12 protein-coding genes, 1 pseudogene and 1 riboswitch are annotated in these 12,773 nt (G+C 68.0%); of the genes and pseudogenes, 10 read left to right on the forward strand and 3 right to left on the reverse strand.

Features of this window, described 5'->3' with window-relative positions; genetic code table 11:
* Positions 1–11 precede the first annotated feature (11 nt).
* The 8 genes from EAS64_RS19440 to EAS64_RS19475 all read left to right on the forward strand — a co-directional run bounded on the left by EAS64_RS19440 (position 12) and on the right by EAS64_RS19475 (position 9,459).
* Positions 12–704: a response regulator transcription factor gene (locus EAS64_RS19440; RefSeq protein ID WP_187366022.1), complete on the forward strand. Its 693-nt coding sequence runs from the start codon at positions 12–14 to the stop codon at positions 702–704.
* A gap of 467 nt (positions 705–1,171) precedes the next feature.
* The gene (locus EAS64_RS19445) at positions 1,172–2,305 is read left to right on the forward strand and encodes a substrate-binding domain-containing protein (RefSeq protein WP_187366023.1); all 1,134 of its coding nucleotides are present in this window, start codon (positions 1,172–1,174) and stop codon (positions 2,303–2,305) included.
* Positions 2,306–2,423: 118 nt separating this feature from the next.
* Positions 2,424–3,248, forward strand: coding sequence for an ATP-binding cassette domain-containing protein (locus EAS64_RS19450; protein WP_145854584.1), 825 nt, complete (start codon positions 2,424–2,426; stop codon positions 3,246–3,248).
* Positions 3,249–3,276: 28 nt separating this feature from the next.
* Complete coding sequence (locus EAS64_RS19455; protein WP_145854586.1) at positions 3,277–4,635, forward strand: sugar ABC transporter permease; 1,359 nt, start codon at positions 3,277–3,279, stop codon at positions 4,633–4,635.
* A 34-nt stretch (positions 4,636–4,669) separates the two neighbouring features.
* Positions 4,670–6,001, forward strand: coding sequence for a sugar ABC transporter permease (locus EAS64_RS19460; RefSeq protein ID WP_187366024.1), 1,332 nt, complete (start codon positions 4,670–4,672; stop codon positions 5,999–6,001).
* 341 nt (positions 6,002–6,342) lie between these two features.
* Positions 6,343–7,344, forward strand: a complete 1,002-nt coding sequence (locus tag EAS64_RS19465) for a sugar ABC transporter substrate-binding protein (protein ID WP_187366025.1) — start codon at positions 6,343–6,345, stop codon at positions 7,342–7,344.
* Between the two features lie 70 nt (positions 7,345–7,414).
* Positions 7,415–8,692: a sugar ABC transporter permease gene (locus tag EAS64_RS19470; RefSeq protein WP_145854591.1), complete on the forward strand. Its 1,278-nt coding sequence runs from the start codon at positions 7,415–7,417 to the stop codon at positions 8,690–8,692.
* Positions 8,693–8,727: 35 nt separating this feature from the next.
* Positions 8,728–9,459: a hypothetical protein gene (locus EAS64_RS19475; RefSeq protein WP_222849411.1), complete on the forward strand. Its 732-nt coding sequence runs from the start codon at positions 8,728–8,730 to the stop codon at positions 9,457–9,459.
* Positions 9,460–9,518: 59 nt separating this feature from the next.
* On the opposite strand, the pseudogene EAS64_RS45955 reads toward EAS64_RS19475, so the two are convergent.
* Positions 9,519–9,980 (reverse strand): annotated as a pseudogene (locus EAS64_RS45955) (nitroreductase/quinone reductase family protein).
* A gap of 24 nt (positions 9,981–10,004) precedes the next feature.
* Positions 10,005–10,451, reverse strand: a complete 447-nt coding sequence (locus EAS64_RS19485; protein ID WP_145854594.1) for a 6,7-dimethyl-8-ribityllumazine synthase — start codon at positions 10,449–10,451, stop codon at positions 10,005–10,007.
* A 75-nt stretch (positions 10,452–10,526) separates the two neighbouring features.
* A riboswitch (FMN riboswitch) is annotated at positions 10,527–10,693 on the reverse strand.
* Positions 10,694–10,862: 169 nt separating this feature from the next.
* Here EAS64_RS19485 and EAS64_RS19490 point away from each other — a divergent pair.
* Positions 10,863–11,099, forward strand: a complete 237-nt coding sequence (locus EAS64_RS19490) for a FitA-like ribbon-helix-helix domain-containing protein (RefSeq protein WP_145854596.1) — start codon at positions 10,863–10,865, stop codon at positions 11,097–11,099.
* Positions 11,096–11,500 (forward strand): type II toxin-antitoxin system VapC family toxin, encoded by a 405-nt coding sequence (locus tag EAS64_RS19495; RefSeq protein ID WP_145854598.1) that lies wholly within the window; start codon positions 11,096–11,098, stop codon positions 11,498–11,500. Before EAS64_RS19490 ends, EAS64_RS19495 begins: the two co-directional genes overlap by 4 nt.
* A gap of 64 nt (positions 11,501–11,564) precedes the next feature.
* Here EAS64_RS19495 and EAS64_RS19500 read toward each other — a convergent pair whose 3' ends face one another.
* On the reverse strand, positions 11,565–12,650 hold the full coding sequence (locus tag EAS64_RS19500) for a hypothetical protein (RefSeq protein WP_145854600.1): 1,086 nt from the start codon (positions 12,648–12,650) through the stop codon (positions 11,565–11,567).
* Positions 12,651–12,773: the final 123 nt, after the last annotated feature.

Here is a 12,773-nt window from a genome sequence, read left to right on the forward strand (position 1 = left end):
TGAGTAATACGATGGTCACAACAAAGGTGCTCATCATCGAAGACGATCCAAACATCGTCGACCTCATCCGCTCCAACCTCGTCGTGCGGGGCTTCGCCACGGTCGTCTCCGCGGGCACCAAGGTGCTTGCGCTGCTCGAGGAGGAGCAGCCGGACATGGTGCTGCTCGACCTTATGCTGCCCGAGGCCGATGGCTTTGAGCTGTGCCGCCAGATCCGCGAGCGGTCACCCGTCGCGATCATCGTGGTGTCGGCCCGGGGCGGCGAGCGGGACAAGGTCACGGCGCTGAACATGGGCGCGGACGACTACATGACCAAGCCGTTCGGCATCGAGGAGCTGCTCGCCCGGATTCTCGCCACGCTGCGCAGGACCCGGCCGGCCGCCGAGGCCACCCTCGGCACGGCGCCGACGAGCATCACGGTCGGCGATCTGTGCATCGACTTGGCGGGCGAGCTGGTGCGGATCGCCGGGGCCGAGGTGCACCTTACGCCCACCGAGTTCGCGCTGCTGCGCGAGCTCGCACTCAACAGGGGGAAGCTGCTGTCCCGCACTCACCTGCTGCGCCAGGTGTGGGGTCGCGCGTACGAGACGGAGACCGAGTACGTCCGCGTCTACATCAGCCGGCTGCGGGCCAAGCTGGAGCCGCCGGGCAGCCGGCCGCTGATCATCACCCGGCAGGGGGCCGGCTACCTAATTCCGGCGTAACGGACTTGGCCGGCCGCGGTTGGCTCCCCGGATTCCGCCGACTGCGGACGGTCATGCCTGGCACTCCGGCCCAGTCGCGGGTAACAATATGGCTTCTTACCGATCTCACAATCCATACAATTCAGGCGTAACGCCATTCATTAACAATTTTTTACGGGTTTGACCGCTTGATGTCCAGTCTCCGAAACATCTACGTTTCAACGCGTAAGGACACACGTGTTCAGCGGTGTCCTGCGTCGGTGTATCCGCTCGCATTGCGGCGAAAGGTGTATGGGATGCTACTAGGCAACAGAAATAGGCCACTCTCCCGTTTGGGATGGGTGGCTGTGGCGGGGGTCGCTGCCCTGATGGCTGCGGGCTGCTCGTCGTCCACGTCGACCTCATCGGCTCCGGCGACTTCGTCGGCTCCCGCGTCTTCGTCGGCCCCGGCGTCCTCCTCGGCCCCGGCCGCGGCCGGAGTTCCGAACGTGAGCGTCAGCGACTTCTCCGTTGACATCGCCGGGACGATGTCCAAGTTCAAGGACCTGGCCACGTCCGCCACCAAGGGCGCGAGCAGCCTGCAGATCGGGGTGATCCTGCCCGACACCACGTCGTCGACCCGGTGGGTTGACTTCGACGCGCCGTACATCAAGCAGGCCTTCACTGCCGCCGGCTTCAGCTCGTCGCAGTTCCGCATCGACAACGCCCAGGGCAGCGACACGACCGAACTGAGCGACGCGACCGCCGACATCAACCTCGGTGCCAAGGTCCTCATCATGTGCCCGCTCGATGGCCCGACTGGCGTCGCGATCGCCAAGCTCGCCTCGCAGAAGGGCGTGACCCTGATCAGCTACGACCGCGCCACCTTCGAGGGCTCGAAGACCTACTACGTCAGCTTCGACAACGAGAAGGTCGGCGAGCTGATCGGTACCGGCTTCAACCAGTGCCTCGCCGACTGGAAGGTCGCCAGCCCCAAGGTCTACGTGCTGAACGGCGGCCAGGACACCGACCCCAACGCGATCTCCTTCGCCACCGGTTACAACAAGGTCGTCTTCGGCCAGGCGGCCAAGACGGTCGCCGCAGGCGCGAAGGGCACGGCTGGCGGCGCCACGCTCGTTGCCGAGAACTTCGCTCCGGGCTGGGACAACACCAAGGGTGGCACCATCTTCCAGCAGGCGTACACCGCCACCCCGTCGATCAACGCCACCATCGAGGCCAATGACGGTCTCGCCAACGCGGTGATCACCGACCTGAAGACCGCCGGTGTCAAGGCCAACACCGTCCCGACCACCGGACAGGACGCCACGGCCCAGGGCATGGCCTGGGTCCTCCAGGGCTACCAGTGCGGCTCCGTCTACAAGGCCGTCTACAAGGAGGCGCAGGACGCGGTTGCCCTGAGCATCATCCTGCTGGCCGGCCAGACGCCGCCCGCGGCCCTGCTGAACGGGACGACCGTCGACCCGGCCAACTCCAGCATCACCGAGCCGGCGTCGCTGATCACCCCGGTGTGGGTGAACAAGACCAACATGGAGTCGACCGTCGTCAAGGACGGCTTCGACACCGCCTCGGCCATCTGCGCCATCGCGGGTGCGAGCGCCTGCTCCGCGGCCGGGATCAAGTAATCACAGTAAACATCTGACCGGGGTTGGCGGGCCCGCCATTGCGGCGGGCCCGCCAGCCCCGCCACGATGAGATGGCTATGCAGACCAACCTGGGCAAAGCTACTGACGGGTACTAAAGATGACAGAAGTGAACGGAGCCCCGGAAGGCGCGAGCCGCGGCGGGGACGGGGCGGAACCCCTGCTGAAGCTGCGGGGCATCGACAAGCACTTCGGGCCGGTGCAGGCGCTCTACGGGGTCAACCTTGACCTGCCCGCGGGCCAGGTGACTGGCCTGTGCGGTGACAACGGCGCGGGGAAGTCGGTGCTCACCCGCTGCATCGCGGGCGCCCACCAGCCGGACCATGGCGAGATCTTCTTCGAGGGGAAGCCGGTACACATCCGGAGCACCAGGGACGCCTCCGCGCTTGGGGTCGAGACCGTCTACCAGGACCTGGCGCTCGCCGACAACCTGGACATCGTCCAGAACATGTTCCTGGGCAGGGAGCGGCTGCGCTACGGCCTGCTCGACGAGGACTCGATGGAGCTGCAGGCGGCCGAGACCCTGAGCACCTTGCGGGTGACCACGGTGCGCTCCATCCGGCAGCCAGTGGCCTCGCTCTCCGGCGGCCAGCGGCAGTCGGTGGCGGTTGCCAAGGCGGTGATGTGGAACTCCAAGCTGGTGCTGCTTGACGAGCCCACCGCCGCCCTCGGCGTGGTGCAGACCCGGTCAGTGCTTGACCTGATCAGGCGGCTCCGCGACCACGGTCTTGCGGTGATGGTCATCTCCCACAACCTCAACGACGTCTTCGAGGTCGCGGACCGGATCGCGGTGCTGTACCTGGGGCGGATGGTGGCCGAAGGGCCGGCATCGGACTTCGACCGGCAGAGCGTGGTGGAGTACATGACGACCGGTGCCGCCAACGGGCGGCCGCACGAGCCTGCCGCCGCTAGTGGCAAGGGCTGAGATCGATGGCCAGAATCGAGAAGCGCCCGTGACCGCGGACCCGGGCGAGACCCCGGCAGGGAAGGCGGGCGCCGGGACGACCGACCTGACCCTTGACGCCACGGTGGCCGCGGCCGACGTCCCGCCCGAGATCCTCGCGCAGTCGCTTGGCCAGTACATGCGGGCCTCGTGGCTCCGGATCCGCAGCGGTAACAGCGGTATCCTGCCCGTGCTGCTGGCCATCGTGATCGTCGCCGTCGTCTTCGAGATCATCACGCCCGAGCACGCCTACCTGCGGCCGAGCAACCTCGTCTACATCTTCGGGCTGAGCACCGTGTACATGGTGCTGGCGATTGCCGAGACGATTGTCCTGCTCCTCGCGGAGGTCGACCTGTCCGTCGGCGCGGTCGCGCTCATCGGCGGGGTGATCGCCTTCAAGCTGGTACAGCAGCCCGGGCCTGACTGGCCGTGGTGGGCGGCGCTGCTTGCCGCGCTCGTCATCTGCGGCGGGATCGGCGCCCTGCAGGGAGCGCTGGTCGCGCTGCTGCGAATCCCGTCCTTCGTGGTGACCCTGGCCGGGTTCCTGCTCTTCTCCGGAATCCTCATCGTCATCCTCGGCGGTGCCGACTCCACGGTGAGCCTCGACACCTCGATACCCAACCAGAACATCATCTACGACATGGTTCAGGGGCTCATCCCTCCCGGCTTCGGCTGGGCAATCCTGTCGACGGTGGTCGTGGTCGCCGGCATCGTCCAGCTGCTGCGCACGTTCTCGCGCCGGCGACGGGGCCTGACAGCTCCGCCGCTGGCACTGATCGGGATCAGGATCGCGCTGCTGGCGATCGTCGGGGCGGCAGTGGTGATCATCTGCTCCGTCAACCGCGGCAGCTCACTGAAGTCGGTCACCGGGATCCCGTGGGTGATTCCGATCGTGCTGGTTGTGCTCGGCGCCTGGACGCTGGTTCTCCAGCGGACCCGCTACGGCCGCTACATCTACGCGATCGGCGGCAACCCGGAAGCCGCTCGCCGCGCGGGCGTCAGCCTCCCCTTCATCCGGATCTGGGCGTTCGCGCTGTGCTCGGCGACCGCGGCACTCGGCGGCATCCTGCTCGGGTCGTTTTTCTTGGGTCAGTACAGCTCCAACATCGCCGACCCCGGCCAGCTCGTCCTGTACACCGTCGCCGCCGCGGTTATCGGCGGTGTCAGCCTCTTCGGCGGCCGGGGCAAGGCCATCCACGGCGTTCTCGGCGGCCTCCTCATTGGCGGTATCGCCTACGGCGTGACCCTGCTCACCCTTGGGTCACTGTCCACGCCGTTGCAGTACATCCTGCCGGGTGGCGTGCTCCTCATCGCGGTGCTGATTGACGTATCGTCACGGCGCGGGAGCGGGGGCGTGACCCGTGTCTGACCAGATGCGAGGGACAAGCAATGAGGAAGTGCCCGTGACCGCGGACCCAGGCAAGCCCCCAGCCGGGACGGCGGGTGCCGGGACGGCCGACCTGACACTCGACGCCACGGTCGCCGCCGCCGAGGTCCCGCCCGAGCTCATCGCCCAGTCGCTTGGCGAGTACGTGCGGGCCTCGTGGGCCCGGGTACGCGCCGGCAACAGCGGCGTCCTGCCGGTGATCCTGGGCCTGGTGGTGGTCGCCGTCGGCTTCCAGATCGCGAATTCGAAGTTCCTGTCGGCGCTGAACCTGGTCAACCTCTTCGAGCAGAGCACCGTGTACATGCTGCTGGCGATGGCCGAGATCTTCGTCCTGCTGCTGGGAGAGATCGACCTGTCCGTCGGCCTGGTCATGGGGCTCGGCAGCGTCGTGGTCGCCGAGCTCGTGCAGCCGACCGGCGCGAACTGGCCGTGGTGGGCGGCGATCATCGCGACGTTGCTCGCCTGCGCCGCGGTCGGCGCCATCCAGGGCACGCTGGTCGCCCGGCTGAAGATGCCGTCGTTCATCGTCACGCTCGGCGGGCTGCTGATCCTGGAGGGCGTGGCGATCATCGTCCTCGGCGGGTCGCTCGTCGGCATCGGCAACGGCGGGTTCGTCAACGAGGTCTACCTCTACAACATCTTCTGGGGAACGTTCAGACCGGTGGTCGGCTGGATCTTGCTGGTCGTGCTGGTCGGAATCGCGGGCACCGGGCTCTGGCTGCAGGACCTTCGCAAGCGCCGACGCGGCCTGGAGACCGCGCCGCGCAGCCTTGTCGCGGCGAAGATCGTCCTGATGGCGGTCGCGGGGGCTGCGGTGGTCGCCATCTGCAACGTGAACCGGGCCCACTCCGGGACGATCGAGGGAGTTCCCTTCATCCTCCCGATCGTCCTTGTCGTGCTCATCGCCTCGACGGCCCTGCTGCAGCGAACCCGCTTCGGCCGCTACGTGTATGCAATCGGCGGCAACGCGGAGGCGGCGCGGCGCGCCGGCGTCCGCCTGGCCTCGGTCCGCATCTGGTGCTTCGTCCTGGCGGGGCTGATCTCCGGGATCGCGGGCATACTGTTCGCCTCGTGGCAGGTGTCGCTGACCACCAACATCATCAAGGCCTCCAACAGCTACGTGCTGCTCGCGGTGGCGGCGGCGGTCATCGGCGGCACCAGCCTGTTCGGCGGCCGGGGCAAGACCATCCACGGCGTCCTTGGCGGCCTCGTCATCGGCGGCATCTACAACGGCCTCTACCTGCTTGGCGTGTCGAGCCAGTGGATTGACGTCGTGGTAGCAGGTGTCCTGCTCGCGGCGGCGCTCATCGATGTCCTCTCCCGCCGGGGCGCGCCTGGCAGGGCATGACCCGGGCCGCGGTGCTAGCGCGCCGGTGATGGCTGCGGCCGGCGCGCTAGCGACCACGTGGCCCGCTGTCATCGTGGCTGCCAGGCGCGGAAAAGTGAAAAGCGAGGAAGTTCTTGTCTTCCCTTAGGAAAAGAGCAGGCCTGACAGCGGCGGGCGTTACTGCCGCGCTGCTGATCGCGGCCTGCAGCCCGGGCGCCGGCTCCACCTCGGCGCCGGCGGCTACGAGCTCGGCAGCTTCAAGCTCGGGCGCCGGCGCACAGTCCCTGACTGTCAGTGACATTGGCCCCTCGTTCCGCGCCCTGAAGCCCCTCGCCTCCCTCGCCCCGGAGGGCAGGGGCAATGTGGCGGTGATCCTGCCGGACACCACGTCGTCCACCCGGTGGGTTGAATTCGACGCGCCGTACCTGAAGGCCGCCTTCGCGGCCGCCGGGCTGCCGCCGGCGAACCTCATCGTGCAGAACGCGCTCGGCAGCGACGCCACCCAGGTGAGCATGGCGCAGTCGGATATCACCCAGGGCGCGACCGTCCTGATCATCTGCCCGCTCGACTCGGGCACGGGTGCGCACATTGAGCAGCTCGCCAAGGCGGCCGGTGTCTTGGTCATCGACTACGACCGGCTGACTCTCGGCGGCACCCGGGGCTACTACGTCAGCTTCGACAACGTGCGAGTCGGCACGGTCATGGGCGGCGGCTTCACTGCCTGCGTCAAGGCCTGGCACGTCAAGGACCCGAACGTCATCGTGATGCAGGGCGCGCCGACCGACAACAACGCGACCCTGTTCGCGCAGGGATACCTGGGCGTGCTGAACCCGCTGTTCAAGGCCGGCACGTACAAGGACATCAGCAATCCGCCTGGCTCATGGGACCCGCCGACGTCGCTGAGTGAGTTCCAGCAGCAGTCCACCGCGCACAAGAACATCAACGCGGCGCTGATCCCGAACGACGCGAACGCCGCGGCCATCATCCACTACTTGCAGGGCCAGGGCGTCAAGCCGCAGACCTTCCCGACCACGGGGCAGGACGCCTCGCTGGCCGGCCTGCAGAACATCCTGGCCGGCTACCAGTGCGGCACGGTCTACAAGCCGATCTACCTGGAGGCAGGGGCCACCGCCGCGCTCGCGATGTACCTGCGTGCCGGCAAGAGCCCGCCGTCCTCGCTGGTCAGCGGCTCGGTCATGGACACCATCGCCAAGGTTTCCATCCCGTCCGTGCTGGCCACCCCGGAGTGGGTCAACACGGCGAACATGAATGACACGGTGATCAAGGACAAGTTCGTCCCGGTCTCCCAGCTCTGCACCGGCCAGTACGCGTCCGCGTGCCAGGCCGCCGGGATCTCCGGATAACGAGATGACCGCGGACAACACACCCGTGCAGGCGCAGCAGCCTCTGTCGGTACCCGAGGAGCTGAGCTGAATGGCCGACCTGAAGTCTCCGCACGATGACATCATCGACACGACCCAGGCGGCTACCTCCGGCGAACTGCTCGCCGGCTCCACCGGCGACTACGTTCGCATCTGGGCGAAGCGGATCAGGAACGGGGAGAGCGGCGCCCTGCCCGTCGTCGTCGGCCTGATCGTGATCGTCATTTTCTTCTGGTTCAAGAGCCCGGCGTTCATGACGCCGCCCAACCTGGTCAACCTGATGACGCAGTCCGCGTTCATCATCACGCTCGGCATGGCAGAGATCTTCGTGCTGCTGCTCGGCGACATCGACCTCGCCGCCGGGTTCACCGCGGCCTGCGCCGCGGTGATCTCGCTGTGGATGCTCGCGCTCGGTGACCCGTGGTGGATCTCGGTCCTCGTGGGCCTGGTCACGGCCGCCGCCTACGGGGCCTTGCAGGGGACCATCACCGCCCGGCTCGGGCTGCCGTCGTTCGTGGTCACCCTGGCCGGCCAGCTCGGCCTGTCCGGCCTGCTGCTGTTCCTCGTCAACCAGACCGGCAGCATCGGAACCGGCGGCGTGATCACCCTGCACGACCCGGTGATCAACGCGATCGAGGGCAGCCAGCTCAGCGAGAGCTGGACGTGGATCGTCATGATCGTGATCGCGGTGCTCGGCGCGCTCGGGCTCTTCGTCGGTGACTTCCGCCGCAGGAGCAGCGGGCTTGTCGCGCCGCCGGTGTCCATCACGGTGCTGAAGATGCTGGCGATCGTCGTCGCGTGCCTGCTCGTCGCGTACGTCGCGGACCTGAACCGGGGCCGCATCATCGCCATCGAGGGCATGCCGTGGGCGGTGCTGGTCGTGCTGGCGATCCTGGTGGTGTGGAACGTGCTGCTCGGCCGGACCCGATTCGGCCGGTACGTCTACGCGATCGGCGGCAACGCGGAGGCGGCCAGGCGAGCCGGCATCAACGTCAGCCGTGTCCGCACGATGGCGTTCACGATGTGCGGCCTGACGGCGGGCATGACCGGCATCATCTACGCCTCGTACCTGGGCTCGATCTCGACCAGCGTCAACGGCGGGCAGAACGTGCTCAACGCGGTCGCCGCGGCGGTCATCGGCGGCACCAGCCTCTTCGGCGGGCGCGGCAAGATGATCCACGCGGTCCTCGGCGGCCTGGTGGTCGGCGTCATCTACAACGGACTCGAACTGCTCGGCCTGTCCGCGTCGGCACAGCTGATGTGGACCGCGCTCGTGCTGCTCGCCGCGGTGATCGTCGACCGGCTCACCCGCCAGGGGCGGGCGACCTGACGGCCCGCGACGCCCGGGATTAGGCTCTGCGTGACGTGAAATCGTGTGACGGCGAGCGGCTTGGCAGGCGCCACCGGGTGCTTGCGGCAACGGGCGGCGCGGCTGCCGTCGTCCTCGGGCTCGCCGCCTGCTCAGCGGCGTCCCCGGCGCCGTCCCGCGCATCGTCGCCGCCGGTCCCGTCGTCAGCCGCGCCCGCGGCCAGCGACGCCGGTGCGGACTTCGCCGTGAGCTGCACGACCATGCCGCTAAAGCCGCAGCTGACGGCGGCGATCGGGGCCGGGGCGTCGGTGATAGTGGCCGTCGGCACGCCGACGGGGAAGTCGGTGAAGGGGAGCCAGGCGGCGGCCGGAGCGCCCGCGTTCTACGCGATGACCCTCCGGTCGGCGCGGACCTTGCGCGGTCCCGCGGTGGCGTCCGGCGAGACCGCCTGGAGCCCAGGACCCGCCACGGGTACACCCGCCACCCCCGTGAACAGCGAGCTGCTCGCACCGGGCGGCAGGCTGTTCGCCATCGTGTGGCCGAGGGCGGCGGCGCACGATCTAGTCGGCCCGGTGCTGCAGCTCGCGCCGATCGCGGGCGCGGACGTGGTTTTCACCCCGTACGGCTGCTGGGACCTGACCGGGCTTGAACCGGGCCAGTACCAGGCAAGCACGCCGCTGCGGCCGGTTCCCGGTGGCGCGGACTTCGGCGGCGTGCACCAGGCAGCGGAAAACGGCCTGTACACGGTCCCGCTAGCCACCGTCGAGCGGATCGCCGCGTCGGCCTAGGCCGAAAATGTCCTTGTCATCACCGGGGTCCTGACACCGGAAACAGCAAGGGAACCCGCTTAACCCTGGGCGACCAGGCGGATGACGGGCAGTTCGCGGTCGGTCTTGCGCTCGTACTGAGCGAAGCGGGGTGCCGCGGTGGTGATCTGCCGCCATGCCTCGTCGCGCTCCGGCCCGTGGAGCTGCTGAGCGGTCACGGCGACCTGACGGCCGGCCATCTCGATGCGCACCCGGTCCGGATGGGCGGCGATGTTGTAATATCACGCCGGATTTTTCGGCGCACCGCCCGCCGACGCGACGATCAGCCAGCTGTCGTCCTTGCCGGGGAACCATGCGACAGGACTGGAGCGCTCGGTACCGCTCTTGCTGCCGATGGTCTTCAGGACCAGGGCGTCCATGCCCATGAACTTGCCGCCCTTGCGGCTGAGCCGGTTCATGGTCCGCTGATTGAACCACCGCAGCATGAGCCCGGCACGAGGCTGACGAGCGCCGCGGGTTCCGTTTGGCGTGTTGAAGCTCATCTGGCTCCTCTTTGCTCCGCTCGGTCAGGCCGTCGCGACCTGTGCGCTCAGCGTAGCCGCAATGGCACTGGCCAGTTCCGCCCCCTTGACCTCGAAGTGACGAGCGAAGTAGGCCAGGTGCTCATCGTGCTCGTGGAAGTGATGCGGGGTGAGGACGGCGGAGAACACCGGCACGTCGGTGTCGAGTTGCACGCGCATGAGCGCGTCCACCACCGTCGCCGCCACGAACTCGTGCCGGTAGATGCCGCCGTCGACGACGAGGGCGCAGCCGGCCAGCGCCGCATACTCACCGGTGGACGCGAGCCTCTTGATGCGCAAGGGGATCTCGAAGGCGCCGGGTACCTCGATCACGTCGACTGCGGTGAATCCGCGCTCGCCCAGGCCGACGCGGCAGGCGGACACCGCCACGTCGACGATTTCGGCATGCCAGCGGGCGGCGACAATTGCGATGCGGTGCGAAGCGGGTGACATGGTTTCCTCCTGTTGGCTATGTCACCCAGGGCATGACACGCGAACAGGAACCACCCGCGCTCGGATGGGCCGGCGTCGCGTTCTCTTTCATCCGGACTATGACCGTCGGCTCCGGGATCGCACCGGAATCTGCTCGACCCGCGGCCTCCGAAGAGGCTGCGGCGCTCGCGGGCTCGGCCATCCGGCTCGGACCGGATGCCACTACCGCCGGTGGGGAGTTTCACCCCGCCCTGAGAACGTGTACACCTCGGACCTTAGCAGGTACGCGGTCTGGCAGGCTCTACCTAAAAGCAAGACCGCGCCGACAGCGGCCGCGCGCTATAGGCCCAGTCGTGACGCCGGAGCGCGCTTGCGAGATTCGCCGCAGACAATGATGTTGCATAATAGCAGCGATGGCAGCATAATGCTGCTATGAGCGTGTCCATCACCGTCCGGGATGTTCCGGACGAGACGCGCAACGAGCTTGCCGCGCGGGCCGCCCTGGCCGGGCGGTCGCTTCAGGAGTACCTCAGGGCCAAGCTCATCGAGCTTGCCGGGCAGCCCGATGCCGAGGCACTAGTAGCGCGCATCAGGGCGCGGAAGGCCGCTCATCCCGTGTCGCTTACCGCCGAGCAGATCCTCGCTTACCGCGACGAGGACCGCCGGTGACCCTGGTTATCGACGCCTCCACGGTGGTCGCCGGGCTCATCGACAGCGGGACGGACGGCAGGTGGGCTGAGGCTCTGCTCGCCAGCGATTCACTGGCAGCCCCCCACATGATGACAGCCGAGGCGGCGAATATCCTGCGCCGCTCTGCCGCCGCTGGCGGCATCTCCGCAGAACAGGCATCGCTGGCGCATGCTGATCTACTCGACCTGCGCGTGGAGTTCTTCCCTTACGCGGCCTTCGCGACAAGGATCTGGGAGCTCAGGGACAACGTGACCTGCTACGACGCGTGGTACGTAGCGATCGCGGAAGCTCTTGGCGCGCCGCTTGCCACGCTAGATGTCCGGCTCGCGAACGCGCCTGGCCCCCGCTGCAGGTTTGTGGTCAGTGAAGCGTCCGGCTGACCGCGGGCTGCCGCATGGCCATCATCGGTGTGGTCAGGCTACGTGAGCTAGCTCCGGACGCCCGTTAACTCCGGATGAAGGCATCGCCGACGGTGTCGCCGGCCGCGCAGAACCGGGCGGACCGGCAGGACACCGACATCAGGAATACGAGGACCGGCTCGCCGACAGATTTAGCGGCCTTGGCGTCGATGTTGACGGCCGCGCTCCAGGTACTGCCGTCGAAGGTGACCACGTTCCCGTCGGCGCCGTCGACGGCGGCGCAGAAGTCGCTGGCCGGGCAGGACACCACCGGCCACGAGATACCGCCCTCTCCCATGGTCAGGCCGTTCGGCAGGGCGTTGACCGCTGCGCTCCAGGTGCTGCCGTTGAACGTGAACGCGTTCCCCCTGCGGTCGATGGCAACGCAGAAGCTGGCCGACGCGCACGACACCGCCTGCAGGTAGCTGCCCGGGTCGATGGCCGTGGCGGAACTCCACGAGGTCCCGTTGAACGTGAACGCGTTGGAGCCGTAGTCGACGGCGGCGCAGAAGGAGGCGCTCGGACAAGACACCGTGCTCAGCCGGCCGCCGGGATCGATGGCGGTGGCGGAGCTCCAGGAGGTCCCGTTGAACGTGAACGCGTTGGAGCCGTTGTCAACGGCGGCGCAGAAGCTCGGTGACGAGCACGATACCGATGCCATGCCCGTCCGGTCAGGGACGGGATCCTTGATGCCGGCGGCAGAGCTCCACGCGCTGCCGTCGAACACGAAGGCGGCCGTGTCTTGCGCGTCTACGGCCATGCAGAAGCTGACGGCAGGGCAGGACACCGAGTCGGGCTGGCCGGCGGCGGACGACAGCCCGGTGGGCGGGCTCCAGCTGGTTCCGTTGTAGGTGGCCGCGTAACCCGATCCGAGCACCGCCATGCAGAAGCTCGCGGACGGGCACGACACGGATGTGGGGTCTTCGCTGGCATTGCTCCGGTCGAGGTGTGCCGCCGCTCCCCAGGCCGGCGCGGCGCCTGGCTGTGCGGTCCCAGGCTGTGCGGTGCCGGGCTGTGCGGTGCCTGGCTGTGCGGCGCCGGGCGACCCGGTGCACCCGGCGACCGCGCCTGCGAGCAGGATGATCACCCAAGCAACCGCCAGCCGCGGCCGCTCTACGTCTCTTGTTCCCACGGTCAGACAATCTCCGCCAGCAGGCCGCATCGTCAACCCGTCATCCCGAACGGTGCAGTGCTTCGCCGATCCTCAGCCGGTGGCCCCGATGGCGGTCAGCCGAAGCCGTTCGTCCGGCGACAG

It is taken from the genome of Trebonia kvetii, assembly GCF_007827045.1.
In the GTDB taxonomy this organism is placed as follows: Bacteria; Actinomycetota; Actinomycetes; order Streptosporangiales; family Streptosporangiaceae; genus Trebonia; species Trebonia kvetii.

Coding starts and splice junctions, on each gene's coding strand:
- EAS64_RS19440 (WP_187366022.1), top strand. CDS start 12: ATGGTCACAACAAAGGTGCTCATCATCGAAGACGATCCAAACATCGTC.
- EAS64_RS19450 (WP_145854584.1), top strand. CDS start 2,424: ATGACAGAAGTGAACGGAGCCCCGGAAGGCGCGAGCCGCGGCGGGGAC.
- EAS64_RS19470 (WP_145854591.1), top strand. CDS start 7,415: ATGGCCGACCTGAAGTCTCCGCACGATGACATCATCGACACGACCCAG.
- EAS64_RS19485 (WP_145854594.1), bottom strand. CDS start 10,451: ATGTCACCCGCTTCGCACCGCATCGCAATTGTCGCCGCCCGCTGGCAT.
- EAS64_RS19490 (WP_145854596.1), top strand. CDS start 10,863: ATGAGCGTGTCCATCACCGTCCGGGATGTTCCGGACGAGACGCGCAAC.